This window comes from Xanthomonas arboricola (assembly GCF_002940665.1).
GTDB lineage: Bacteria > Pseudomonadota > Gammaproteobacteria > Xanthomonadales > Xanthomonadaceae > Xanthomonas > Xanthomonas arboricola_B.
This window is the reverse complement of sequence record NZ_MIGY01000002.1, coordinates 299,816-325,726: the sequence shown is the minus strand read 5'-3', so window position 1 is coordinate 325,726 and position 25,911 is coordinate 299,816. Positions and strand designations below refer to the sequence as shown.

At 67.2% G+C, this 25,911-nt stretch carries 21 protein-coding genes and 1 tRNA gene; 11 read left to right on the top strand and 11 right to left on the bottom strand.

Features of this window, described 5'->3' with window-relative positions; translation table 11 throughout:
• The first annotated feature begins 110 nt into the window (after window positions 1-110).
• Entirely contained in the window at window positions 111-2,180 is a 2,070-nt protein-coding gene (locus tag XarjCFBP7645_RS08235) for a GGDEF/EAL domain-containing response regulator (RefSeq protein WP_104537104.1), read from the top strand.
• A 120-nt stretch (window positions 2,181-2,300) separates the two neighbouring features.
• Here the strand turns inward: XarjCFBP7645_RS08235 and htpX are convergent, their stop codons facing one another.
• Window positions 2,301-3,179, bottom strand: a complete 879-nt coding sequence (gene htpX / locus XarjCFBP7645_RS08230) for a protease HtpX (protein WP_047125228.1) — start codon at window positions 3,177-3,179, stop codon at window positions 2,301-2,303.
• 97 nt (window positions 3,180-3,276) lie between these two features.
• Between htpX and gluQRS the strand changes: the two genes are divergently transcribed.
• The 3 genes from gluQRS to phaR all read left to right on the top strand — a co-directional run bounded on the left by gluQRS (window position 3,277) and on the right by phaR (window position 5,726).
• The gene (gene gluQRS / locus XarjCFBP7645_RS08225; RefSeq protein ID WP_104537103.1) at window positions 3,277-4,176 is read left to right on the top strand and encodes a tRNA glutamyl-Q(34) synthetase GluQRS; all 900 of its coding nucleotides are present in this window, start codon (window positions 3,277-3,279) and stop codon (window positions 4,174-4,176) included.
• A gap of 84 nt (window positions 4,177-4,260) precedes the next feature.
• Window positions 4,261-5,001, top strand: a complete 741-nt coding sequence (locus XarjCFBP7645_RS08220; RefSeq protein WP_047125226.1) for a beta-ketoacyl-ACP reductase — start codon at window positions 4,261-4,263, stop codon at window positions 4,999-5,001.
• Between the two features lie 158 nt (window positions 5,002-5,159).
• A complete protein-coding gene (gene phaR / locus XarjCFBP7645_RS08215; RefSeq protein ID WP_039526896.1) occupies window positions 5,160-5,726 on the top strand; it encodes a polyhydroxyalkanoate synthesis repressor PhaR in 567 nt (188 codons plus the stop codon).
• Window positions 5,727-5,772: 46 nt separating this feature from the next.
• Here phaR and XarjCFBP7645_RS08210 read toward each other — a convergent pair whose 3' ends face one another.
• From XarjCFBP7645_RS08210 to XarjCFBP7645_RS08185, 6 genes are all read right to left on the bottom strand, one after another.
• On the bottom strand, window positions 5,773-6,738 hold the full coding sequence (locus XarjCFBP7645_RS08210) for a TraB/GumN family protein (RefSeq protein ID WP_047125225.1): 966 nt from the start codon (window positions 6,736-6,738) through the stop codon (window positions 5,773-5,775).
• Window positions 6,739-6,753: 15 nt separating this feature from the next.
• A complete protein-coding gene (locus tag XarjCFBP7645_RS08205; protein WP_104537102.1) occupies window positions 6,754-7,692 on the bottom strand; it encodes a DUF1684 domain-containing protein in 939 nt (312 codons plus the stop codon).
• Window positions 7,692-9,554, bottom strand: a complete 1,863-nt coding sequence (gene mutL, locus XarjCFBP7645_RS08200; RefSeq protein ID WP_104537864.1) for a DNA mismatch repair endonuclease MutL — start codon at window positions 9,552-9,554, stop codon at window positions 7,692-7,694. Before mutL ends, XarjCFBP7645_RS08205 begins: the two co-directional genes overlap by 1 nt.
• A gap of 137 nt (window positions 9,555-9,691) precedes the next feature.
• Window positions 9,692-11,365, bottom strand: a complete 1,674-nt coding sequence (locus XarjCFBP7645_RS08195) for an N-acetylmuramoyl-L-alanine amidase (RefSeq protein ID WP_080959878.1) — start codon at window positions 11,363-11,365, stop codon at window positions 9,692-9,694.
• A gap of 70 nt (window positions 11,366-11,435) precedes the next feature.
• Window positions 11,436-11,936 (bottom strand): tRNA (adenosine(37)-N6)-threonylcarbamoyltransferase complex ATPase subunit type 1 TsaE, encoded by a 501-nt coding sequence (gene tsaE, locus XarjCFBP7645_RS08190; RefSeq protein WP_104537101.1) that lies wholly within the window; start codon window positions 11,934-11,936, stop codon window positions 11,436-11,438.
• The gene (locus XarjCFBP7645_RS08185; protein WP_104537100.1) at window positions 11,933-13,420 is read right to left on the bottom strand and encodes an NAD(P)H-hydrate dehydratase; all 1,488 of its coding nucleotides are present in this window, start codon (window positions 13,418-13,420) and stop codon (window positions 11,933-11,935) included. The genes tsaE and XarjCFBP7645_RS08185 overlap by 4 nt, the downstream gene beginning before the upstream one ends.
• 24 nt (window positions 13,421-13,444) lie before the next feature.
• On the opposite strand from XarjCFBP7645_RS08185, the gene queG reads away from it, so the two are divergent.
• Window positions 13,445-14,512, top strand: coding sequence for a tRNA epoxyqueuosine(34) reductase QueG (gene queG / locus XarjCFBP7645_RS08180; protein ID WP_104537099.1), 1,068 nt, complete (start codon window positions 13,445-13,447; stop codon window positions 14,510-14,512).
• A gap of 53 nt (window positions 14,513-14,565) precedes the next feature.
• The gene (gene xseA / locus XarjCFBP7645_RS08175) at window positions 14,566-15,906 is read left to right on the top strand and encodes an exodeoxyribonuclease VII large subunit (protein WP_104537098.1); all 1,341 of its coding nucleotides are present in this window, start codon (window positions 14,566-14,568) and stop codon (window positions 15,904-15,906) included.
• Between the two features lie 233 nt (window positions 15,907-16,139).
• Here xseA and XarjCFBP7645_RS08170 read toward each other — a convergent pair whose 3' ends face one another.
• A complete protein-coding gene (locus XarjCFBP7645_RS08170) occupies window positions 16,140-17,387 on the bottom strand; it encodes an AcvB/VirJ family lysyl-phosphatidylglycerol hydrolase (protein ID WP_104537863.1) in 1,248 nt (415 codons plus the stop codon).
• A 253-nt stretch (window positions 17,388-17,640) separates the two neighbouring features.
• Window positions 17,641-19,503, bottom strand: coding sequence for a formylglycine-generating enzyme family protein (locus tag XarjCFBP7645_RS08165; protein ID WP_104537862.1), 1,863 nt, complete (start codon window positions 19,501-19,503; stop codon window positions 17,641-17,643).
• A gap of 97 nt (window positions 19,504-19,600) precedes the next feature.
• On the opposite strand from XarjCFBP7645_RS08165, the gene rnd reads away from it, so the two are divergent.
• The 5 genes from rnd to XarjCFBP7645_RS08140 all read left to right on the top strand — a co-directional run bounded on the left by rnd (window position 19,601) and on the right by XarjCFBP7645_RS08140 (window position 23,322).
• The gene (rnd, locus tag XarjCFBP7645_RS08155; protein ID WP_104537097.1) at window positions 19,601-20,695 is read left to right on the top strand and encodes a ribonuclease D; all 1,095 of its coding nucleotides are present in this window, start codon (window positions 19,601-19,603) and stop codon (window positions 20,693-20,695) included.
• A 440-nt stretch (window positions 20,696-21,135) separates the two neighbouring features.
• Entirely contained in the window at window positions 21,136-21,537 is a 402-nt protein-coding gene (locus XarjCFBP7645_RS08150) for an H-NS family nucleoid-associated regulatory protein (protein ID WP_047125217.1), read from the top strand.
• A gap of 75 nt (window positions 21,538-21,612) precedes the next feature.
• A tRNA-Ala gene (locus XarjCFBP7645_RS08145) sits at window positions 21,613-21,688 on the top strand.
• Window positions 21,689-21,860: 172 nt separating this feature from the next.
• Entirely contained in the window at window positions 21,861-22,037 is a 177-nt protein-coding gene (locus XarjCFBP7645_RS21650; protein ID WP_166774625.1) for a hypothetical protein, read from the top strand.
• Between the two features lie 205 nt (window positions 22,038-22,242).
• The gene (locus XarjCFBP7645_RS08140) at window positions 22,243-23,322 is read left to right on the top strand and encodes a sensor domain-containing diguanylate cyclase (protein ID WP_104537096.1); all 1,080 of its coding nucleotides are present in this window, start codon (window positions 22,243-22,245) and stop codon (window positions 23,320-23,322) included.
• Between the two features lie 219 nt (window positions 23,323-23,541).
• Here XarjCFBP7645_RS08140 and XarjCFBP7645_RS08135 read toward each other — a convergent pair whose 3' ends face one another.
• Window positions 23,542-24,051 (bottom strand): chemotaxis protein CheW, encoded by a 510-nt coding sequence (locus tag XarjCFBP7645_RS08135; RefSeq protein WP_047125215.1) that lies wholly within the window; start codon window positions 24,049-24,051, stop codon window positions 23,542-23,544.
• A gap of 11 nt (window positions 24,052-24,062) precedes the next feature.
• On the bottom strand, window positions 24,063-25,721 hold the full coding sequence (locus XarjCFBP7645_RS08130; RefSeq protein ID WP_104537095.1) for a methyl-accepting chemotaxis protein: 1,659 nt from the start codon (window positions 25,719-25,721) through the stop codon (window positions 24,063-24,065).
• Window positions 25,722-25,911 lie beyond the last annotated feature (190 nt).

Sequence of the window (25,911 nt, the reverse complement as noted above, 5' to 3'; positions counted from 1 at the left end):
TCGACATATGGAAACGTGGCCTGAGTCTCACCCCGGATGCGGCCTTGTCCACAGACATGGACGCAGACGAGTTCCTTCGTGTATTAAAGCCCGTCGCTAGGGAAACGCGCATGCAAAAAGGCAAAGATCTCACCCTCCGCCTGATGATCGTCGACGACAGTGTCGAAGGCGCGGAGGCGATCGTAACTGCGTTGCGCAACGGTGGCATCGCGGTGCGTCCATCGCGGCCGCAGACCCCGGAAGAGCTCGCCAGCATGCTGTCGGGCCAGATCGACCTGGCCCTGCACGGGCAGGCGCTGCAGATCCCGATGAATGCGCTGCAGCAGCAGATCGCCGGCAGCGGCAAGGATATTCCGATCATGCTGCTGGCCGAGCGGATCGAGGAAAACGCGTTGGTCGAGGCCGCCGCGCATGGCATTCGCGCCATCGTGCTGCGTCATCGCCCCGAACACCTGCTGGCGCTGGTGCGCTCGGAATGGGCCGACCTGCAGGCACGCCGTGGCCTGCGCCGCATCGAGGCGCAGATGCGCGAAACCGAGCGGCGCTGCGACGCCCTGATCGCCTCCTCGCGCGATCCGATCGCCTACGTGCACGAAGGCATGCACATCCGCGCCAACGAGGCGTATCTGGAGATGTTCGGCTTCGAGTCGTTCGACGACGTCGAGGGCGTGTCGCTGCTGGACATGATCGCCGCCCAGTACGTCGACGATTTCAAGCAGCTGCTCAAGGCCATGTCCAAGGGCGAGCCGCCGCCGGCGCAGTACAAGGTCGACGCGCGCCGGCTGGAAGGCGACACCTTCCCGGCGACGATGGAGTTCGCCACTGCGACCTACGAAGGCGAGCCGTGCATCCAGGTGGTATTCCGCCGCCGCGAGGAATTCGATCCGGAGCTGGCGCGCGAGGTCGAGGACCTGCGTCAGCGCGACCAGGTCACCGGCCTGCTCAACCGGCCCACGTTCATGGTGGCGCTGGAACAGGCCGTGGCGCGCGCCGGCCGCAGCGAAGGCCAGTCCGGCTTCCTGTTGATCGAGCCCGACCATTACGCGCGCCTGCTGCCCGAGATTGGCCTGGATTCGGCCGACGCGCTGATCGCCGCCCTGGCCGCGCATGTGGCCAGCGTGAGCGATGACAGCGTGGTCGCCGCGCGTTTCGGCGAGCACAGCTTTGCCTTGTTGATGGACGGCAATTACGCGCGTACGCACGCACTGGCGGAGCTGATACGCGACGCCTTTGCGCAACACGTCTTCAGCATCGGCGCGCGCTCGGCCACGGTGACGGTGAGCATCGGCGGAGTGCAGATCGGCGAGAAGATCGCCAGCATCGGCCAGGTGCTCAACCGCGGCACCGAGGCGGTACGCACCACGGCCGAGCTCGGCGGCAATGCGGTCAGCATCTACGACCCGGCAGCGGGCGATCGGGCCGAAGAGGAACGCATCGAACGCTGGGTACAGCAACTGCGCGAGGCCCTGGCCGGCGACGGCTTCCTGCTGCATTACCAGCCGGTGCTTAATCTGCAGGGCGAGCCGCTGGAGCTGTACCAGGCCTTCCTGCGGCTGGAGCGCAACGGCGAGATGATGTCGCCGAACGCCTTCATGGCGATTGCCGAGGAGCACGACCTAATCACCGAGATCGATCGCTGGGTGGTGGCGCGCGCGATCCGCCAGCTCGGCGAACGGCAACGTGCAGGACACAAAACGCACCTGCTGGTACGTATCGGGCCCAATTCGTTCTCCGACCCGCAGATGATCGACATCATCCGCGAGCAGTTGGCTGTCTACGGCGTGCCGGGCGAACGGCTGTGGTTGCAGACGCCGGAATCGAAGGTGTTCACGCATCTGCGCAATGCCCAGCAGTTCCTGGCGGCGGTGTCGGCGATGGGTTGCAAGGTCGGGCTGGAACAGTTCGGCTCGGGCCTGGATTCGTTCCAGCTGCTGGCGCATTTCCAGCCGGCCTTCCTCAAGCTCGATCGCGGGATCACCGGCGAAGTGGCCTCGGCACGCGACAGCCAGGACAAGATCCGCGAGATCACCTCGCGCGCGCAGCCGGCCGGCATCCTCACCGTGGCCGAGTTCGTGGCCGATGCGCAGTCGATGAGCACCTTCTTTAGCGCCGGGGTGGACTATGTGCAAGGCGATTTCGTCGCACCGACCGGGCCGTTGATGAACTACGAGTTCGGCTGAGACATCAAACCCTACCGCATCACTGCCACCTTGCTCCGCCCAACAAAAAACCCGCAAGCCGCGGGTTTTTTGTTGGGCGGCGTGAATCAATGCGCCACGCGTGCATCTGACAAGACCTTCTTACATCGGCGCACCGCTGGCGGCGCGCAGCGCAGCGATGCGCTCGGCCAGCGGCGGGTGGCTCAGGAACAGCCGGCGCAGACCGTCGCCGACACCGCCGGAGATGCCGAAGGCCTGCACCTGCGATGGCAAGGTGTTCTGGCCATGGTTGAGCGACAGGCGTTCCAACGCGGCGATCATCTTGCCGCGGCCCGCCAGTTGCGCGCCACCGGCATCGGCGCGGAATTCGCGGCGACGCGAGAACCACATCGCGATCATCGTCGCGAACAGGCCGAACACCATCTCCAGCACGAACACGATGATGTAGTAGGCAAAGCCGCGGCCACCGTCGCGGTTGCCCGACATGGCGCTGTCGATGACGCCGCCGACCACCCGCGCCAGCACGATCACGAAGGTATTGAGCACGCCTTGCAACAAGGCCATGGTGACCATGTCGCCATTGGCGACATGCGCGATTTCATGGCCCAGCACCGCCTCGGCCTCGTCCTGGCTCATGTTCTGCAGCAGCCCGGTGGACACGGCCACCAGCGCGTTGTTGCGGTTGGCACCAGTGGCGAAGGCATTGATTTCCGGGCCGTCGTAGATCGCCACTTCCGGCATGCCGATGCCGGCCGCCTCGGCCTGGCGCCGCACTGTCGCCAGCAACCAGCGCTCGGTCGGCGTGCGCGGCTCGGTGATCACCTGCGCACCGGTGCTGCGCTTGGCCATGAACTTGGACAGCAGCAGCGAGATGAACGAGCCGCCGAACCCGAACACGGCTGCCATCACCAGCAGGCCGCTCATCTGCGCGGGATTGACACCCAGTACCGACATCACGATGCCAGCCAGCATCAACACCGCAAAATTGGTCAGCAGGAACAGGAAAATGCGGTTGAACATGGTGCGATGACTCCACGCGAGCAGGATGACCTGCAGCGGATCTGCGGTCGTCAGCGCTTGAAATCAAGCATTCACCTGACCGACGATTCAGCCGATCATGCCAGCCATCCCCTACCGCGGCCGCTTTGCGCCCTCCCCGACCGGCCCATTGCACTTCGGCTCCCTGCTGGCGGCGTTCGGCAGCTGGCTGCTCGCGCGGCACGCCGGCGGGCAGTGGTGCGTGCGCGTCGAAGACATCGATCCGCCGCGTGCCGAACCCGGCGCCTCCGAGCGCCAGCTGCGCACGCTGGCCGCCTTCGGCCTGCGCTCGGACCTGCCGGTGCTGTATCAGTCCGAGCGCCATGCGCAGTACGACGCCGCCGTCGCCACCTTGCTGGAGACCGGACCGGCCTTCGAATGCAGCTGCAGCCGGACCGACCTTGCCGGCATGGGCGGCATCCACCACGCCTGCGTGGCGCCGCTGGGCGCCCGCCGCGCGGTGCGCCTGCGGGTGCCGCCACAGCCGCCGGTCGGTTTCGACGACGCACTGCAGGGTCGCGTGGTGCAGGACGTGCATGCCGAGGTCGGCGACGTGGTGCTGCGCCGCGCCGATGGCTACTGGGCGTACCAGCTGGCGGTGGTGGTCGACGATGCTGCGCAGGCCATCACCGATGTCGTGCGCGGCGCCGACCTGCTCGACTCCACCCCGCGCCAGTTGCTGCTGCAGCGCGCACTGGGCCTGCCGCAACCGCGCTACCTGCACCTGCCGCTGATCCTGGACCACGCCGGCCGCAAGCTGTCCAAGTCGCACGCTGCGCCCGCGCTGGACGACGCCGATCCGCAACCGGCCCTGCACGCCGCCTGGGCGGTGCTGGGACAGCAGCCGGCAGCATTGCCGCGCCATGCGGCGCTGGACACCTTGCTGCAGCATGCGGTGCAGCATTTTTCGCCACAGCGGCTGCCCCGGCACCTGCATCTGGACGCGAACGGACGCGCATCGCAGCCCCGGCGTGACTAGAATTGCGCCCCAGCAATGGCGTCGGGCCGGGCAGCGTGCCTGTGCCCTGCCCGCCCCCAACCTTACCTGTCCATTGGAGTCGTCATGACATCTCGCGTCGTATTGGTCACCGGCGGCACCGGCGGTATCGGCACCGCCATCTGCAAGCGCCTGGCCGACCAGGGCCACCGGGTGGCCAGCAACTTCCGCAATGCCGAAAAGGCCCAGGCGTGGCAGCAGCGCATGCAGACCCAGGGCTACGACATCGCCCTGTTCCGCGGCGATGTGGCGTCCTCCGAGCATGCGCGCGCCCTGGTCGAGGACGTCCAGTCAGCGCTGGGGCCGATCGAAATACTGGTCAACAACGCCGGCATCACCCGCGATACCACCTTCCATCGCATGACAGCCGAACAATGGCACGACGTCATCAACACCAATCTCAACTCGGTGTTCAACGTTACCCGCCCGGTGATCGAGGGCATGCGCCAGCGCGGCTGGGGACGGGTGATCCAGATCAGTTCGATCAATGGCCTGAAGGGTCAGTACGGACAGGCCAACTACGCTGCCGCCAAGGCCGGCATGCACGGCTTCACCATCTCGCTGGCGCGTGAAAACGCCGCGTTCGGGGTGACCGTCAATACCGTTTCGCCCGGCTATGTGGCCACCGACATGGTGATGGCGGTCCCGGAGGAGGTGCGCGCCAAGATCGTCGCCGACATCCCCACCGGCCGCCTGGGCCGGCCGGAAGAAATCGCCTATGCGGTGGCGTTTTTGGTTGCGGAAGAGGCCGCCTGGATCACCGGTTCCAACTTGGATATTAACGGCGGCCACCACATGGGCTGGTAAGGTTTGCTGCAACTTTGCGATGCAGCATAAAAATCCTTGAAAATCATGCTGCGCAACATTTTTTTGGTGTCTCCTTAAGAAAATAAGGCCTTGTAGCGGTTGCAAGGGCTGCTGCGGTGCGCCATCCTGCGCGCACTATCGTTGTGAGTGAACGTTCCATGGCCGGACTTCGCATCATCAAGAAGTATCCCAATCGCCGTCTCTATGACACGGAAATTTCCAGCTACATCACCATCGAGGACGTGCGTCAGCTCATCATCGACGGCGAAGAATTCGAGGTACGCGACGCCAAGAGCGGCGAAGACCTCAGTCGCGCGGTCTTGCTGCAGATCATTGCCGACCGCGAACAGGACGGCGAGCCGATGCTGTCGACCCAGTTGCTGAGTCAGATCATCCGTTTCTACGGCGATTCGCTGCAGGGCTTCATGGGCAACTACCTGGAGCGCAGCATGCAGGTATTCCTGGATCAGCAGCAGCAGTTCCGCCAACAGATGGGCAACCTGCTCGGGCAGACCCCGTGGGCGATGATGAACCAGCTGACCGAGCGCAACCTGGAGTTGTGGCAGGAATTCCAACGCAACTTCGGTGCCGGCTTCGGTCGTCCGGGCGGCCCTGGTACGCCGCCGCCGGGTGCCAGCGGCATGGGCAGCGGCCCGATGGGCACCGGCACGCACGGCACTGCCGGTAGCGCCGGCACCACCGGCAAGGCCCGCAACCGCGGGTAACGCAAGCGCGGCGCCTGGAGCGTGAGCCGCTCCACGACCTCGCCAATCAGCGGCCGGCCTGCTCCGCGCAGGCCGAGCAGATCCGCTCCACGTGGTAGCCACGCGCACGCAGGCGTTCCACCACGCCATCGCTTCCCAGCAAGTGCAGCGCACCGACCACCACCAGCGTGGTCCCGCTGCCTTTGCCCAGCCGCTGCTCCAGCCGCGGCACCCAGCGCGCATTGCGCTCGACATTGATGTCCTCATACAGCGCCGGGTAGTGCTGCCGCATCTCTTCGGCCATCTGCGTGGACAGGGTGCGCACATCGCCACTGCGCCAGGCCGCGTGCAGCTGACGCAGCTGATCGTTGGCGCCGGCGTCGTCCAGCGATTCCTCCAGCAGCTGATGCTGCTCGGTGGGCGACATGCCATCGAGCAAGGCAATCTGCTCTTCGGCACGCTCCAGTCCATCGGCCGGCTTGCCACTGATCTGCGCCTGCGCCATCAGATGATGGTCCAGACCGGCGTTCGGGTCCATGCCTTGGCGGCGCATCTCCGTCAGGCTGATTGTCAGCGCCACGAACCAGGGTTCCAGGGGCTGCAAGCTGTCCACCGGCATCCCGTGTTTGCGGGCGTAGGTGGTCAGCGCCTGCCAGGTCTTCGGATCCAGTGCGTCCTGCAGGCGACGCCCGTCGCTGCGACGCGCCGCCTGCAGCATGCGGCCGGCCAGTTCGGGCGATTGCGCATCGGAGGGCGGCAGTTCGAACACCAGCCGGTCGGCCTTGGCGAAGGCCTGCATCACATCCGGCGACAACGGGTAATCGCTGGGCTTGAGCACATGGAACGAACCCAGCAGATACAGCGTGCCGCCCTTGCCATCGACCTTCCACAACAGCGGCACCGGCGGACCGGCCGGCGCCTCGCTGCCGTCGCGCGCCCAGGTCGGCGCGGCCGCCGCGCTGCATAGCGCCAGAGCAATCACCACACCGCCGCACCAGGCTGCCAGCCGGCTGCGCATGCTTGCCTTCACCATGTCGGCCTCTCCACGTCAGTGCGGCACCTTGTAGGTCTTCTCGCCGGCCGACACCGCCAGGTCGATGCGGTTCTCCGGCGGCGGCAGCGGACAGGTCGCAAACGGAGTGAACGCGCACGGAGGGTTGTAGGCACGGTTGAAATCGACGACCACATGCCCGGAGGCGTCGGGCACGTCCAGGTCGAGAAAGCGTCCGGCCGGATAGCTTCCGTGCCCGCTGGTGCGGTCGGCGAACACCACGAACATCGGCCGCCCGGGTTCGCCGATGGTTTCCAGCCGGTACGCCTTGCCGTTGCGCTCGAAGGTGATCGCCCCGGCGTTGGGCTGTTCGCTGCTGATGCCGACGATGTCCACGATCGGGATGGTCTTGCCGACATCGTTGGGCACATAGCGCGCGCTGATGCGCCAGGACGGATCGACCGGCCAGTAGTCCAGACCGGCGAAGTGGCTGCGCGATGGCGCATCGGCATGCTTGACCCGCAGCGCATTGCGGTCGCCCCGGTGGATCAGGCTCAACACGCCCTTGCCATCATCGAAATGGATGAAGGTCGGCTGCGGGTCGCGATCGGACTGGAAGCGGATCCTGCCGGCCAGCGGCTTGCCGTCGACGGTCAATGCCGCGCCGCGCTCGGGCACGAACCAGACCGTGCCGGCCTCGGTGGCGACCATGCCCATCTTGGGCGGCCCGACCGCCAGCCTGATGCCGCTGTCGGCACTGCTGCCGATGTAATGCGCCTTCAGCGACAGCCAGTGCAGGCCGACCAGACTGGTCCAGCCATCGGGCGCACGCAACTCGGTCAGGCGCGCCTCGCGCCAGGCCGCGTTGTCGGCCAGAAAGGCCTTGTCGAGTGCGGCCGGCGCTGCCGGTGGCGGTGCGTCCTTGCCGCAGCCGGCCAGTGCCGCACACACCAGCATGCCGAGCAGCCAGCGGTTCCCCTTGTGCAGTACAGCCATCAGCGCCCCCTCAGGAACCAGCGATCGATTTCGCCCAGCGTAAACCGTGCCCAGGTCGGTCGGCCATGGTTGCATTGGCCCGAGCGCTCGGTGATTTCCATATCGCGCAGCAGTGCGTTCATTTCCGGCACGGTCAGGCGCCGGTTCGCGCGCACCGCGCCGTGGCACGCCATCGTGGAGAGCAGTTCGTCGCGCGCACTGGCAATGCGCCGGCTCTGGCCATGCTCGCGCAGATCGCCGAGTACATCGCGCAACAACGCCTTTGGTTCGGCGTTGGCAAGCAGCGCGGGAATGCTGCGCACATGCAGCGACTGCGGGCCGGCGCGGGTGATCTCGAAGCCCAGGCTGGCCAGCGTGTCGGCTTCGCGCTCGGCGGTATCGGCCTCGCGCTCGCCCACCGCCAGCGTCATCGGCACCAGCAGCGGTTGCGCGTGCAGGCCGATGCTGTCGTGCGCGTTCTTGAGCCGCTCGTAGCCGATGCGTTCGTGCGCGGCGTGCATGTCCACCACGATCAGGCCTTCGGCGTTCTCGGCCAGGATGTAGATGCCGTGCAACTGCGCGACGGCATACCCCAGCGGCGGCACGCCACTGTCTGCGGCAGTCGCAGGCAGGCCCATCCCCGCGCCCTCCGGCAGGGCGGCAGACTGCTGCTGCGCGCCACTGGACGGCGGCGCATACAGCGCGCTGTAGGCCGCACGCGCCTCGTCCACACGCAGGCCCAGCGGGGTCTGCGATGGCGTCCACTGACCGTAGCCGGCACCGCCGCCACTGCCGTTTCCGGCACCGTAGTTTGGACGGTCGAGCATGCCGCCCGGCGCCGCAACCGTGTCGCTGGCGCCGTCCGTGCCGATGCTGTTGGGCATCGCACCGGCACGCGTATGCGCCAGCGCGTCCTGCAAGGTGCGGTAGACGAAGTCGTGGATCAGCCGCGCCTCACGGAAACGCACCTCGTGCTTGGCCGGATGCACGTTGACGTCCACGCGCGCCGGATCCAGTTCCAGGAACAGCACATAGGCCGGCTGGCGGCCATGGAACAGCACATCGCCATAGGCCATCTTGACCGCGTGCGCGACGCTGCGATCGCGCACCGAGCGGCCATTGACGTAGAGATACTGCTGGTCGGTACTGGCGCGCGAGTAATGCGGCTGCGCGACCCAGCCATGCAGCCGCAGGCCGGCGCCGCTGTGATCGACGCGCAGGGCCTGCCGTGCGAAATCCTCGCCCAGGGTTTCGCCCAGCCGCGCATCCGAATACAGATCGCCCGGCTTGTAGCGACGCGACGGTTTGCCGTTGTGCGACACCCGCAATTCCACATCCGGGCGCGCCAACGCCAACGAGCGCAGCCATTCTTCGATATGCCCCAGCTCGGTGCGCTCGGCACGCAGGAACTTGCGCCGCGCCGGCACGTTGAAGAACAGCTCGCGCACTTCGACCGTGGTGCCGGGCGCATGCGCGCGCGGCATCACCTCGCTTAGGCGTCCGCCATCGATCTCCAGTGCGGAGCCATGTTCGGCATCGTGGCGGCGCGAGATCAGCGTGAAACGGCTGACCGAGGCGATCGACGGCAGGGCTTCGCCGCGGAATCCGAGCGTGGCCACGGTTTCCAGATCGTCCAGCGATGCGATCTTGCTGGTGGCATGCCGCGACACCGCCAGCGGCAGCTCGTCGGGAGTGATGCCGCCGCCGTTGTCGCGGATGCGGATCAGCCGCACCCCGCCCTCCTCCAGCTCGATATCCACGCGGGTGGCGCCGGCATCGAGCGCGTTTTCGACCAGTTCCTTGACCACGGAGGCAGGCCGCTCGACGACTTCGCCGGCGGCAATCTGGTTGATCAGGATCTCGGGGAGCTGACGGATCGCCATCAGCACAGGCGCTCGCGCTGGACGCAGACTGCGGAGCGCATCGAGGGTGTAACAGGCAAGACAGACGTCGGCACGGCAATCCGGCGGCGCGCAGGCGCCGTCATCAAGGAATCAGTGCGGAATGATAGCCGAGCGGCTCAGCGGCTGCCGCCGGCCACGGTGCCGACACCGGCATCGGCTTCGGCCTGCGCACGTGCGGCAAACAGCGTGCCCGGTGGCGGCTGACGGGTGAAGAAGGTATCGATGCCGTCCAGCACCGCCGAGGCGATCTTGCGCTGGTAGGCCGGGTCGATCAGCCGGCGCTCTTCGTCCGGATTGGAAATGAAGGCCGTTTCCACCAGCATCGCCGGCATGTCGGAGGTGCGCAGCACCGCGAAGTTGGCGCGTTCCAGCTGCGGCTTGTGATTGTTGCCTATCCGCTTGAGGCCGCCGAGCACGTGCCCTGCCGCATCTTCGGAGGCCTTCATGTGGCCGCTCTGCGCCAGATCCAGCAGCACATTGGCCAGCGTGCTTTCGGTCTGCTGCAGACGCACGCCGCCGACCAGGTCGGCGGCGTTTTCCTTGTCGGCCAGCCAGCGCGCGCGCTGCGAGGAGGCGCCCTTGGTCGACAGCACGTAGACGGACGAACCGGTCGCACTGCGGTTCTCGGCAGCGTCGGCGTGGATGGAGATGAAGATATCGGCCTTGGCGGCGCGTGCCTTCTGCGCGCGCATCGGCAGCGGAATGAACACGTCGGTATCGCGCGTCAGGTACGCCTTCATGCCGGGCGTGGCATTGATCTGGCGCGCCAGTTCGCGGCCGACCGCCAGGGTGACGTCTTTTTCGCGCTTGCCGGTAGGGCCCATGGCGCCGGGATCCTGGCCGCCATGACCCGGATCGATGGCCACGATCAGCGGACGCATGCCCGGTGCCATCTTGATCCGCGAGGATTCACTGGGCAGCACCGGACGCGGCGGCATTTCGTCGCTTTCCGCCGCAGCGACGCTGCCGGCAGCCGCATTCGGCGTGGCGGCCACGGCATTGCCGCCATTCAAGATGGCAGCAGGCGATGTGCCGTTGCCTGCCATCGCCGAGACGGGCGACACCGCGGCGGTGACGCGATTGGGCGTGTTGCCGGCGGTGTTTGCTGGCGCGTTGGTGCCGGTCGTCACCGTGGTCGTGGCGGTACCTGGACGCGGTGTCGGTACGCCGGTGGCGACCGTGGTCGGTACCGGTGCCGGAGTCACGCTGGGCATGGCCGAGGCAGGCACATACGGTGCGGGCGCCGGAGCAGGCGGCACCACCGACGCGCGTTGCGCAGACGCTGCCAACGCAGCAGTTGCGCGGGCAGCCTCGGATTGTGCATTGGCCGGGCGCGGTGGCGGCAGCGCGGCAGGTGCTGTTGTGGTGGTGGCCAGCATGCCGGCAGCCGGCGGATCGCCCGGCCACTCGATCACCAGGGTCGATGCGCTGCCCAACGTCTGCATCTGCGGCTTCAACGGCGTCACCGGCGTTGCCAGCTCGAACACCACACGGAAGGTGCCGGGCACCGGTTGCCCGGTACGCACCGACGTCACCAGGCCGGCAGCCGGCGGCAGCTTGAGGCCGCGCACACCCGAGGAATCGGGAAAATCCACCACCAGGCGATTGGGGTTGGCCAGCGACAGGGTCTTGAATCCGCCGCTACCGGCGAGCTGGATCTCGGCACGCGTGCCGGTTGCACCGGTGCTGATGCCGACACCCTTGATCTCGCCGGCCCACGCAGCAAAAACCGCCAGGCTGAGGCTGGCGGTCAGGGCGGAAACGCAAAACTGGCGGAACCCCGGTGTCATGGCGCTGGATTCAATCACCCAAACGTGTGAATTGCAAGGTGATTTCCCTTAATAATCCACAACCTGGCGTTCATTCTTCCTGTGAGCTGGTACAAAGGGACTGCAACTGAGGCAGGCCCGACAGCCGCGCCAGCCAGCCGCGCCCGGTATCGCTGCGCCCCAACAGCGTGACGCTCCGCCCATCGCCGTCGACCGCCAGTTCCACGTCTAGATCCACCGGCGGCAATGCACCTGCGCCGCGTTCCGGCCACTCGACCAGCCACAGGCTCGCGCTGCCCTCGTCGAGCCCGAGAAAATCCAGTTCCCCGGCTTGTCCGATGCGGTACAGATCCAGGTGCCAGGCCTCGTCGCCAGTGCCGAGCGGGTAGCGCTCGACCAGCGTGTAGGTGGGGCTGCGAATCGGCCCGGTGACGCCGAGTGCGCGCAGCAACGCGCGTGCCAGCGTGGACTTGCCTGCGCCGAGATCGCCGTGCAGTTGCACCATCGCACGGGCGGGCCGTACCGCAGCCAGGGCCTGCCCCAGGGTTTCGGTGGCCTGCGCATCGACCAGTGTCGCGTTGAGCTGGCTCATGCAGTGGCTCCGGCATTGGCCAAGCGGCGAAGTTCGGGCAGCAGATCGGTCGGCAGCAGGCCGCGCTCGCCCGCGCGTGCGGCCGCATCGCCGGCGCAGGCATGCAGCAAGGCGCCCCGGCTGGCGGCATCGAATGGCGACCAACCCTGTGCCAGCAAGGCCGCGATCACGCCCGTCAGCAGGTCGCCCATGCCGCCGACCGCCATACCCGGATTGCCGGCATCGATGATGCGCGGCACCGCGTGCGGCGCGGCGATCACGCTGCCGGCGCCTTTGAGCACCACCACCGCATCAAAGCGCCTGGCCAATGCGTCTGCAACGGCCAGTCGATCCTGCTGAACCTGCGTGGTCGACAGCCCCAGCAGGCGGCCGGCTTCGCCGGGATGCGGGGTCAAGACGCGCGGGCCGCGCGCCGGCTCCTTGTTGGCGGCCAGCAGATTCAGGCCATCGGCATCGATGACGATGGCGCTGTCCGAGGCCAGCACCGTACGCCACAACTGTTGCGCCCAGGCGTCCTGCCCCAGGCCCGGACCCAGCGCCACCACGTCGGCCGCATCGGCCAATGCGGCGATGTCGTCGTCGGCCTGCACCGGGCGCGCCATCGCTTCCGGGCAGCGCGCCAGCAGCGGCGCGACGTGCTCGGCGCGGGTGGCGACCTGCACCAGCCCTGCCCCGCTGCGCAAGGCCGATTCGGCGGTGAGCATGATCGCTCCGCCGCTGCCGAGGTTGCCACCGACACACAGCACGCGGCCGGACTCGCCCTTGTGCGTATTGCGTCGCCGTGGGCGCAACTGCGCGGCCAGGGCGTTGATGTCCCAGCTGTGCGCGGCCGGCGCCAGCCCGTCGAACGCGGCATCCGGCACGTCCAGCGACGTGGTTGCGCGCGTGCCGGCATGCTCCAGCGCATCGCCGGTATAGAGCCCGACGTGCGGTACGAGGAACTGCAAGGTGGCATCCGCGCGCACCGCGGCACCGAAGGCCACGCCGTGATCGGCATCGATGCCGCTGGGCACATCCAGCGCAAGCACCGGCACACCGGCTACGTTGATGGCGTCGATCAACGCGGCGGTCTCGGCGTCGGGCGCGCGGTTGAGGCCGATGCCGAACAGCGCATCGACGATCACATCTGCCTGTGCCAGCGGCGACGGAAATAGCTCGATCGCACCGCCCACGCCCAGATAGTCCGTGCAGGCACGTTGTGCCAGCGGCGAGGCCGGGCCGTGCTCGGAGAGATGTACCACCTGCACCTGGCGCCCGGCCCACTGCGCCAGCCGTGCCAGCACATAACCGTCGCCGCCGTTGTTGCCGGTGCCGCAGACCACCACGATGCGGCGTGCCTGCGGCCAGCGATCCAGCAGATGCTGCCAGGCGGCCTGCCCGGCGCGCTGCATCAAGGTATAGCCGTCGCCGCCGAGCAGCGTGGTGGCCTGCGTGTCCAGGCTGCGTGCGGCGGCGGTGTCGTAAAGATCGAGCGGTGCGTACATGCCGGGAATTCTATACTTGTCGCCATGTCTGCCGTCCTCGCCCGCCCCGACCCCACCGACGCTGCCGCGCGCATCCGTGCGCTTGCGCGCGAGGCCGGCTTCCAGCGCTGCGGGATCACCGGCATCGAGCTCGGCGAAGACGAGGCGCATCTGCGCAGCTGGCTGGAAGAAGGCCTGTACGGGACCATGCACTGGATGGCCCAGCACGGCGACAAACGTTCGCGCCCGCAGGAGCTGGTGCCCGGCACCTTGCGCGTGTTGTCGGTAGGTATGGACTACGGCTGCAAGGACGACACTGAGGCCTGGAATACCTTGCACGACGGCCGCCGCGCCTACGTGGCGCGATACGCGCTGGGGCGCGACTATCACAAGCTGATGCGCAACCGGCTGCAGAAACTGGCCGAGCGCATCCAGGGCGAAGTCGGCGCGTTCGGCTATCGGGTCTTCGTGGATTCGGCACCGGTGCTGGAGCGCGCACTGGCGCGCAATGCCGGGCTGGGCTGGATCGGCAAACACACCTGCCTGATCGATCGCAACGGCGGGTCGTGGTTCTTCCTGGGCGAGATCTACCTCGATCTGCCACTGCCCATCGACACCCCGGCCACCGCGCATTGCGGCACCTGCACGCGTTGCATCGACATCTGCCCGACCCAGGCCATCATCGCGCCCTACCGACTGGATGCGCGCCGCTGCATCGCCTATCTCACCATCGAACACGAGGGCGCGATTCCCGAGCAGATGCGCAAGCCGATCGGCAACCGCATCTTCGGTTGCGACGACTGCCAGCTGGCCTGCCCCTGGAACAAGTTCGCCCAGCGCACCGACGAAGCCGATTTCCGCGCCCGCAACGAGCTGGATGTGGCGACGCTGCCGCAGCTGTTTGCCTGGGACGAAGCCGAGTTCCTGCGCCGCACCGAAGGCAGCCCGATCCGTCGCAGCGGCCATCAGCGGTGGCTGCGCAATATCGCGGTGGGCCTGGGCAATGCGCCCGGCACGCCGGAGGTATTGGCGGCACTGGAGGCGCGTCGCCACGACGCGTCGGAGCTGGTACGCGAACATGTGGGCTGGGCGCTGGCGCAACACGGTGGGTAAGCTCGGCCCGATGCACTCACGCATGCGCATCGCCGCTGCGGGATAATGCGGCGATGGCCGACCGCAATGAACAGATCCTCACCCCCAGCCAGCTCAACACGCTGGCACGCGACTTGCTGGAAGGCAGCTTCCCGCTGGTCTGGGTGGAAGCAGAGCTGAGCAGCGTCACGCGCCCGTCTTCGGGCCATCTGTACTTCACGCTCAAGGACGCGCGCGCGCAGATCCGTTGCGCGATGTTCAAGCCCAAGAGCACCTGGCTGAAGTTCCAGCCGCGCGAAGGGCTGCGCGTGCTCGCGCGCGGACGTCTCACCCTGTACGAAGCGCGCGGCGACTACCAGCTGGTACTCGACCACATGGAAGAGGCCGGCGAAGGCGCCTTGCGCCGTGCCTTCGACGAATTGCGTGCGCGCCTGGCCGCCGAGGGCCTGTTCGATGCCGAGCGCAAGCAGCCGCTGCCGGCGCATGTGCGGCGGCTGGCAGTGATCACCTCACCCAGCGGTGCGGCGGTGCGCGACGTGCTCAGCGTCCTGGCGCGCCGCTTTCCGTTGCTGGAAGTGGACCTGCTGCCCTGCCTGGTGCAGGGCGACAGCGCCGCGGCGCAGATCACCTCGTTGCTGCAGCGCGCCGATGCGTCCGGGCGCTACGACGTCATTCTGATCACCCGCGGCGGCGGCTCGCTGGAGGACCTGTGGGCCTTCAACGACGAACGCCTGGCCCGCGCGATTGCCGCCGCGCGCACGCCGGTGGTGTCGGCGGTCGGGCACGAGACCGACTTCAGCCTCAGCGATTTCGTGGCCGACGTGCGCGCGCCCACGCCCTCGGTGGCGGCGGAACTGCTGGTGCCCGATCAGCGCGAGCTGGTCGCCCGCGTGCGGCGCGCGCATGCCCGCATGGCCCAGCTGCAGCAGCACGCGCTGGGCAACGCGATGCAGCGCGCCGACCGGCTTGCCCTGCGCCTGCGTGCACACAGCCCGCAGGCGCGGCTGCAACTGCTGCAACGCCGGCAGCAGGACGCCGGCCGCCAGCTGCGCGCGCGCATGACCCAGGTGCTGGAGCGTCTGCAGGCACGCGTGCAACGGACGCAGGCGCGCCTGCAAGCGCATAACCCGCAACGCGATCTGGCCACGCTGCAGCAACGACTGCGAACACTGCATCCGCAGGCAGCGATGCAGCGACGCCTGCAGCACGATCAACTGCGGCTGCGTAGCCTGGCACGCTCGCTGGAAGCGGTCAGCCCGCTCGCCACCGTCGCGCGTGGCTACGCCATCGTGACCCGCACCGCCGATGGCAGCGTGGTGCGCAGCGCTGCCGAGGTCACCACTGGCGAGCGCCTGCGTGCGCAGCTGGCCGATGGCAGCATCGAGGTGCGGGTCGGGCCGGGCAACGACGACTGACAGCGGTAACCACGCTTGCTGCCTGGTTGCCGCAGGCGATCAGCAAGCGCACACGCATCGCAGTGTCGCGATAACGATGAGCTGCAGGGCGGTCGACCGAGCAGCGCCGTGGATTTGCACAGAGGGCGCGCCGATGCGGCGCTATCAGCTTCGCCCAGGCAAACCAAGCTGGATGAGCCCTTCAACCCGCCGCAGACCGCTCCGCGTGCAGATCAGAGGGCATCACCGGCTCTCTAACCATGAGTGGGCGTCTGCGCCGCCTGCTGCCAGCCCTGCATCAGCAGCCCGGCCAGCGCCACAGGATCATGGTCGAAGTGATGCCCGCCCGGACGCGCCACTACCTGCACGCCACGCGCGCGCAGCTCGGGGCACAGCGTGTCCGTTTCCTGATCGCCGTAGATGCATTGCAGGCGATGCGCGTCCAACGCCTGGATCGCCGGTTCCACATCGCGCTCGGCATCGTTGTGCCAGCCCAGCCAGCCACCGACACGCACCTTGAAATCGGCTTGATGGGCAAGGCCGAGCAGGCTGACGAACTGCACCGAAGTGCGCTGCTGCGGCGACAGTCCGGGATAGGCAAACGGCAGCACATCGGCGCCGAACGAGTAGCCCACCAGCGCGACGTGGTGGATATGCCAACGCTGCTGATAGGTCGCAATCACCCGATCCAGGTCCGCCCCGACCTGCTGCGGCGTGCGGCTGGCCCAGAAGTAGCACAGGCTGTTCCAGCCCACCACCGACACGCCCTGCTGCTGCAATTGCGCGGCAATGCCCTTATCGAGTTCGCGCCAGCCGCCGTCGCCGGACAGCATGACCACCATGCGGTCGCTGCCGGGCGCATGCAGTTCGACCAGCGGCAGATCGCCCACGCCCTGCGCATGCGCCATCAGGAAATGGCCCCGGGTGGCCGCAGCGATCTGCAGGGGGCTGGCAGCGTCGACCAGATCGTCGAGGAAGCCTTGATTGGCATCGGGCACGTCGCGCGAGCAGGCCAGGCCGCCATCGCTGGCGTCGCCATCGGCGACAACCGCGCCACCCAGCACGTCGGGCGCGGCCGAGGCCAGTGCCTGCCGCGCCAGCATCGCGCCATCGCCCTGCCCCACCAGGACCGGCGGCAGGAATGCATCGACATGCTCGGCGCGCAGCAACTTCTTGCCCAAGCGTTCGGCATCGTCGGCCAGGGAGCTGCAGGCTGCCTGATGCGCGCGCAACCGTGCGCGATAGCTGGCGGTGTCGACCACCGCGACCAGTGCGCCGTCGTTGCTCAGCATCTCGGCAAGCCGCTGGCCGTCCTGCGCATGGCCGCTGTCGGGCAACAGCACCACCATGGCCTTCGGCGTGCCTTCCGGACGCAGCACCTCCACCGAGCGGTAATGCCCGGCGGTATTTCCGTCCTGCAGATGACGCGCCACGGCATAGCCGCTGCCGCCGATCAGCAGTACCGCGATGACCCAACGAAACACCTTGATTCCCCAGCCCATCACCGCCATCCTCGCAAGCGCTGGCACTTGGACCGCGACCAAGGCGGCCGGTTCCACCGCGATCGCGGGCAGTGTTCGCAGCGGTTAAGCCTGCGCGCCCGGTCTTGCGGCGGGACCAGACCCCGGAACTGCCCGGGTGATCGCGACCGACATGTCACTTCGAGGCGGGCATGCCACCCGGACAGCCCGGCGATCGGTGATCGAGCTCCGTGCAGGCGCAAACCGCGCTTGCGCACTGGCTTACAGCTGCGCTCTAGATCCCGCGTGCCAGGCGGAAGCCGATCCGTGCACTGGTGCTGTCCGAGTCCTGCGACTGCCGCCAGGCCGCACGCGTCTGCTGCGGCGAGTTGGCCCAGCTGCCGCCGCGGATCATGCGCTGACGGCAGCCGGGGTTGAACCAGGCGGCACCGTCGGCCGGCGCGCGACGGTAGCTGGCATGCCAGCAATCGGCCACCCACTCGCTCAGGTTGCCGCCCATGTCGTGCAGCCCCCAGGCATTGGCGCGGAAGCTACCGACCGGCGCCGGTCCCCAGAAGCCGTCGCCGTAGCCGACGAAGCCGTTGTTCCAGTGCCTGCCGCTGCGCGAGACATCGTTGCCGCCGGTGAAGTTGCCCGCATCCAGCGGCGGCGAGCCGGCATTGCCCCAGGGATAGCGTCCAGTGGTGCCGGCGCGCACCGCGTATTCGAACTCGGCCTCGCTGGGCACGTGGTAGTGACGACCGGTCTGTTCCGACAACCAGCTCGCGTAGGCTTCGGCGTCACGGATGCTGACGTGCATCACCGGGCTGTTGGGTGCGGCCTGAGCGCCGTTGTAGTCGGACTGCCAATCCACCCCGCTGCGGCGGATGAAGTTGCCGCTGCGCTCGTCGTACACCACCGAATGCCCGCGCCGGGTGGCACGCGGACGCGCGCCGGTCGCCTCGACGAACTGGCGGAACTCGGCGACCGTCACTTCGGTGATCGACAACGCAAAGCCGCGCGCAAAACGCACGTAATGCGACGGGCGTTCGTTGTCGGAGGCGCCGGGCTCGGCATCGCCTGCGCCCATCTGGAACGCGCCATGCGGCACCACGATCATCTGCGGACCGCGCCCGCCGAGCTTGAGTCCGTCGGTGAACACCTGCCCGGGGCGGAAGCTGCCGTAATGGGTTGCCAGTTCCAGCCGCCGACGCAGATCGCCGGCCACCGCATCGCCCGGATCGGCGATGCGCAGCACCTCGGCCAGTGTTTCGCCGGCCGCCTTGAGGCCGCGGGGCGAGTTGAGATCGTGCAGGCCGGCGTCGTGCAAAGCGGCGATCTGGGCACGCCGCATACGCTCGATGCGCGCCCGTGCATCGGCAATGGTCGGTGCGCGCTCACGCACCTGCCCGGCCATTTGCAACCAGTAGCGTGCGCCGATGAAGTCGCTCGCCCCGGCCGCCTGTTCGGCGCGTGCCAGCAGGCCGCTTTCCACCGCAGCCAGGCCCTGCCGCGTGCGCGGGTTGTCCGGATCCAGCTGCGCCGCATCGCGAAAGTTCACCAGCGCCCCGTTGCCGTCCTCGCCCAGGCGGTCGCCACGCAGATCCTCTTCGCCGGCACGGTTGAAGCTCAGCACCCGTTGCGCGGTTTCCACCGCGCGCTGCAGTGCGCGTACCTTCGGATCCTGCGGAGCGAGTGCCAGTGCCACGATGGCCAGCTCACGCGCCTGTTCCAGCGCGCTGTCCTGACCGTCGGTCTGTTCGATCAGCCCCTGGCCACGCTCGATCAATCGGCGCCGCGCCTGCTCCAGCCCGCGACCACTGGCCGCGTCCTTGCCGTCGGTGCGTTGCTGGATCGCCAGATACAGCGGAATCGCGTCGTCCGCGTTGCGATATAGCCGGTCGTCCTTCAATGCCTGGTCGGCGCGCTTGCGCACCTGCGCCAGCGGCGCATCGCCCAGGTCCACTGGCGGCGGCTGCCATTGCGCCACGGTCTCGGCGGATTCTTCGCCACCGATGGACACATTCGGCTTGCTCGGCACCGCAGTAGCGGCAGGTTGCGGCGCAGCGGCAGGCGCTGGCGTCGGTGTACGCGAACAGGCGCACACACTGAGCGCCAGCAATGCCCACGCCGCGATCCGGTTACCGCACTCACCCACCACCCGCTCCTTCCAGTGCTCTGCCGCACGACAGGCGATCGCGACGTTAGGCTATTCTGCGCGTTCTGCGCAAACCCTCGCTGTCGACGGAAATCACGTGCCTCATTGGATCACCCACCCCTCCGAGCTGAGCGAACGCCTGCAGGCATCGCGTCCGTCCCGCATTGGCCTGGATACCGAATTCATTCGCGAACGCACCTACTGGCCGCAACTGGCGCTGGTGCAGATGGCCATTGGCGAGGAGATCCTGCTGATCGACCCGCTCATCCCGGGCATGAACGAGGCGCTCAAGCAGTGGTTGACCGCCACCGACATCGTCAAGGTGATGCATAGCGCCAGCGAGGATCTGGTCACCTTTAAATGCGCGTGCGGGGTGTTGCCGCGGCCGTTGTTCGACACCCAGATCGCCGCCGCGTTGGCAGGTGTGGGGGGTGGGATGGGCTATCAGAAACTGGTGCAGGAAGTGACCGGCACCTTGCTGACCAAGGGCGAGACGCGCTCGGACTGGATGCGTCGCCCACTGTCGCCGGCGCAGCTGGAATACGCCGCCGACGATGTGCGCTACCTGTTCGCCATCCACGACGAACTAACCCGCCGCCTGACCGAGCAGGATCGCCTGGGCTGGCTGGCCGAAGACGCTGAGCGCCTGCTCGTCACGGTGGAGCACGACGATGGCGAGCGCTGGCCGCACGTGAGCCTGCGCACCGCGCAGTTCCTGGAGCCTGCGGCGCAACGTCGCCTGTTGCGACTGCTGCGCTGGCGCGACCTGCAGGCGCGCCAGAGCGATCGCCCACGCAGCTGGATCCTGGACAACGAACTGGCCAGCCAGCTGGCGCGGTTTCCGCCCGCCGATCTGGACGCCTTGCTGCGCCAGTTCGACAAGTTTCCCAAGGCGCCGCGCAAGCTCGCCACTGCAGTGTGGGAAGCATTGAATACGCCGCTGCCCGACGAGGACCATGCACCGCTGGCGCAGGCCGCCACCGACGGCAACAAGGCCGTGCTCAAGCGCCTGCAGGACGCGGTGGCCCAGCGCAGCCGCGAGCTGGGGTTGCCCGACGGCATCCTAGCCTCGCGCCGGCACCTGGAAACCCTGATCGAGCAACGCAGCTGGCCCGCACCGCTGGGGCAATGGCGCCGCGACGCGCTGGAAGCGCAGCTGACACCGCTGCTGGAAGACGCTGCAGCGCAGTGACTGGATGCAACGGTCCAGAGACCACGCATACACGCGGCCGTCGCGATGCGGGCAGGGCGCGGAGGGCCGTTCGGCGGCTGCGCCGGTCATGAATCAGGCCACACTCTCCGGCGGCATCCCCGTCAATCGCCGCCTCTGCCATTGGATACCGCGCCATCGAGACTGACAGCCAACCAGGACGTGTCTGGCCAGCATCTGGCCAACGCCGCACGGCTGTGTCATCCCGCCTGGCTTGCTGTTGTATCGTTACGGTCGGGTCGCAGCTTGCGCAAGCATGCTGGTCGGACTCGCCAGAACACTGCGAACGCGCGACCAGACAAGGCCTGGTCACCGCACCTGCGGGCACGCGCACACGCAACGGCCGCCCCCGGGCCACATGCCATAATGACGCATGCCAATCGGGCAACGTCTCCACCTCCCTATTCCGAGGCTATACCTCTGTGAGCAATACCACCTCCAAACTGGATTCCATCGCACAAGCCAAAGCCAAGCTGCTGGACGAGCTGCAGAAGCTGGAAGAACAGGAAAAGACCGAGCGCGCCAGCGAGGCATCCTCTGCGCATGCCACCATCGTTTCGCTGCTGGAGCAGTTTGCCGGCCATTTCAACACCAAGCAGCGCAACGATATTTCCGCTTACCTGGGCACCACCACGGCACGCAAGGACGTGGTCAAGAGCGGCCGCAGCGAAGTCAAGCCGAAGTACGAACTGCCGCATACCGGCGAGACCTGGTCCGGCCGCGGCCGCACCCCCAAGGCCTTCGCCGCCTGGGAAGGCTCGGTGTCGTACAAGGAATGGAAGGCCAAGAACCCGGACCTCAAGTTCCCGCTGATCCGCGAGTGAGTGCCGCAGGATCGCGCCCTAGGCCGCCGGTGTGCTTGGCGAATCGCGCGACATGTGGTTAGAATCCAGGCACGTGGGGCGGTAGCTCAGCTGGGAGAGCGTCGCGTTCGCATCGCGAAGGTCGAGGGTTCGATCCCCTTCCGCTCCACCATTGTTTCGACCGTGAAAGCCTCGGAAACGCCATGTTTCCGAGGCTTTTCCGTTTTGGGCCCTGCATCGGGTAGCGTGTCGGCTCGGTGGAGCGCCCGTGCCCCGGACGCCATGCCGCCAGGATCACATCGCGCGCGCTAACGTCCGTTTCATCATCATTCCGGAGGCAAGCCATGAACAACAAGCAGAGCCAGCCCGACAAGGCTGCCGACAAGCAGCACGGCGTTTCAGAGAGCCAGCAGGATCGCAAACAGGATGAGGCCGCCAAGCAGCGCCCTGGACAAGAGGATATGCAGATCCATGACGAACAGACGCGCCGCCCCAAGGGCAACGCTGGCCAGGGCGAATGACCTGCAAGGCGGGCGGTTTTGCGGCGCATCAGAATGGAATCGCTGGCGCCGACCTGCCCTGCCCGGTGTGGCAAGATCGTTGACGGACCTCATCCGCTGTGGTGGATGAGGACTGCGCCAACCAACGCGTGCGAAGGGCTGCGACACACCGTCGCCACGCACACATATCCATCGCCTGACGGCGCCTTGTTTCGGTGGTCTTGCCATGCAGAATCCTGACGCGTCCGCGTTACACCTCTTCCACGCCACGCTCCTGTCGGGTGATGCCGCCGTTGCGGCGCAGTTGCCGGCGAACGAAGACGAACGCTTGGCTGCATTGCATGACTGCCAACTGCTGGACACCGCGCCGGAGCCGGTCTACGACGCATTCACTTCGATCGCAGCGGTGGTGTGCCGTACGCCGATGGCCTTGATTTCGCTGATCGACACGCAGCGCCAGTGGTTCAAGTCGAAGCTGGGCATGCCGCCGAGCGAAACACCGCGCGAGCTGTCGTTCTGTGCGCATGCGATCCTCGAACCCGATCAAGTGATGGAAGTGGGCGACACCCACCTGGATGCGCGCTTCGTGGGTAATGCGCTGGTCACCGGCGAGCCGCAGATCCGCTTTTACGCCGGCGCCCCGCTACTGACCTCCGATGGGATCGCGCTTGGCACGCTGTGTGTGCTGGATCGCACACCCCGGCGCCTGTCTGTGGCCGAACGCGACGCGCTGCAGGCACTGGCACGGCAGGTCGTCGACACCATCGAGCTGCAACGTGCGGCCAAGCTGGTCGAGCTGGACGCGCTGCGCGATGAACTCACCGGCGTGTGGAACCGCGCAGGTCTGGAACAGGCGCTGCAGACACTCGCACACAGCTCGTCCACCGCCGCCACGCCATCGCTCGCCCTGGCGCTGATCGAGCTGGATGGCTTCAAACGGATGACATTGCAGGCTGGCGCCGCTGCAGCGGATACAACGCTAATCCAGGCTGCCAGGATGATCGAAGCGCAGTTGCCGGACGCCGCCACGGTGGCGCGCCTGAGCCGGGATCAGCTGTGTGTCGTGCTACCCAAGGCGACGGCAACCGAGGCGGTTGAGATGCTCGAGGCTGTGCGCAGGGCGATCGAGGCGGCCAGCTGGCCAGCCGGCACACTGACGATCAGCGCAGGGTTGGTCGACGTGCCGGCCGGTGCCTGGCGCGCCAGCAACACGCTGCTGGCGCGCGCACGGCACGCCTTGCAAGGCGCGATCGGCAATGGACGCAACTGCGTGCATCGCTTCAATGGCTGGCATCGGCCGGACTGAATGTTGCATCACGCTCAGCTCTGGCGAGGCCGATCACCAGGGCGTTGAGCGACGCGATCTCCGGCCTCGGCCAGTGCGGTCGATGCCTGTATACGGCTGCGGCCGTTGCGCTTCCGGAGCATGTCCGGCATACCCGCAGCGTGCGTTTGAGTGGCTGACGCGTGCAGCGCAGCCGTCACGCCGGTGGGCCGTCGCGTTGTCAGCTGCGCTTGGCCAGACTCAGGCCGCCAAGGCATCGGTGTTGCCGGCGATTTCATCCACCTGCAGCACCTGCACCATGTCCAGCAGCACCACGAAGCGCTCGCCCACCTTGCCCATGCCGCGCAGCAGGTCGCGGCGGATATGCGTGCCGAACGAAGGCGCCGCTTCGATGTCCTGATCGGCCAGTTCGATCACTGCGTTGACCGCATCGACCAGCACCCCGATCACCTGCGGCCCCTGTGCCTGCTCGGTGGCCAGGATCACGATGCAACTGCGTTTGCCGATCGCACTGTCGGCGCGTCCCAGCCGCGATTGCAGATCCACCACCGGCACCACCGCGCCGCGCAGATTGATCACGCCGCGCACGCAGGCCGGCATCGATGGTACCGGCGTGGGTGCGCGGTACTGGATGATTTCGCGAATGCCAAGAATGCTGATGGCGAAGGTTTCGGCATTCAGCTGGAAGGTCAGATACTGGGCTGCCGCATCGGCGTCGCCAGGCATCGCTTCGGGGGTCTGTGCGGTCATCGATCGGTCTCTCAGAAGCTGGCGAATTGGCCTTCGTCCGGGCCCTCGGACATCGCGTACGCGGGCGTCGCGGGGCTGCGCCAGACGCGCGGACCGAGCGCCCCTGCCGGGCGTGCAACAGCCACCTTGCCACGCTTGGGCGGCGTGCTTGCAGGCCCCTGCCCGCCCAGGCGGAAGAACGCCATGCTCTGCTGCAGCTGCTCGGCCTGCGCGCTCATTTCCTCGGCGGTAGCGGCCAGTTCCTCCGACGCGCTGGCGTTCTGCTGGGTGGTCTGACTCAGCTGCACCACCGCCGAATTGATCTGGCTCACGCCGGAGGATTGCTCTTCGGAGGCGGCAGAAATTTCCTGTACCAGGTCCGAAGTGCGCTTGATGCTGGGCACGATGGTATCGAGCAAACGGCCGGCGCGATCGGCCAGTTCGACGCTGGAACTGGCCACCTCGCCGATCTCCTGCGCTGCCACCTGACTGCGTTCGGCCAGCTTGCGCACCTCGGCCGCCACCACGGCAAAGCCCTTGCCATGTTCGCCGGCGCGCGCCGCTTCGATCGCCGCATTGAGCGCGAGCAGATTTGTCTGATACGCGATGTCGTCGATGATGCCGATCTTGTGCGCGATCTGTTTCATCGCCTGCGTGGTGGCGACCACGGCCTCGCCGCCTTCGATGGTTTCCTTCGCGGCTTGCGTAGCCATGCCGTCGGTGATGCGGGCATTTTCGGTGTTCTGGCTGATCGATGCGGTCATCTGTTCCAGCGAGGCGCTGGTCTCTTCCACACCTGCGGCCTGTTCGCTGGCGGCCTGCGACAACGACTGCGCGGTGGCGCTGACTTCTTCCGACGCGCTGGCCAGCGTTTCGGCGCTGGTGTTGACCTCGCCCACCACCTGCGACAGCTTCTGCACCATGGTGCGCATCGCCTCCAGCAGCTGAGCGGTCTCATCGCGGCCATGCACGTCGATGCGCATGGTCAGATCACCTTCGGACAGGCCATTGGCCACCGCCACTGCGCGGCGGATCGGGCCGGTGACGCTACGGCTGATCACCACGCCAAGAATCGCGCCGAGCAACACGCCGCCGCAGATGATGGCGATCAGCAGCCTCGAGCTGTGCGCATGGATGCTGCCGGCTTCGGCATTTGCCGAGGCGGCGCTGCGCTCGCGCAGGCCACTGAGATCGGTCATCAGGCTGTCGACTTCATCGGAGCTGGCGCGTACCGCACGTGACAGCGCGGTCAGTTCCGGATTGGCGTCGCGCAAGGCTTCACGGTTGGCGGCATCGAGGAAGCGGCCGCGCTCTTCCAGATATTTCTGCCAGGCGCGGTCGAACTGCGCCAGCTTGTTCCTGCCCTCTTCGGTCTGGAAGCTGGGGCGCGCACGCGTCATGTAATCGACCACCTTGGCGGTGTACTTGTCGATGCTCTGCAAATGCGACTGACGTTCTTCGGCGCTGCTGGCCAACAACAGGTTGGCGCGTGCGCGGCCGACGTAGATGAGGTTGATATTGGCCTCCTTCACGTTCGACAAGCCGAGCAACTCGCGCTCGTAAAGCGAAGTCGACAGGTCGCTGATGCGACCGGAGTTGGAATAGCCCACCCACCCGATGCATGCGCCGATCGCCGAGACGACCAGGAACGCCAAGATCAGCCTGGTTCCGATTCTGAAGTTGCCTAACATTGGGAGTTCTCTTGAAGATGGTGCGTGCGCAACCTTCGTTGCAGGGTCGCCCGGTGGCGCGATACGGGTGCCGCACACTGCGATGCGGCTTGTCTAACTAATCGTTAATGGCTATCGGCGACGCCACAACGTGCTTGAGATGCAAACGCCGCCTGGACGCGTATTCACCTCGACGGATATGCGCTTTTGT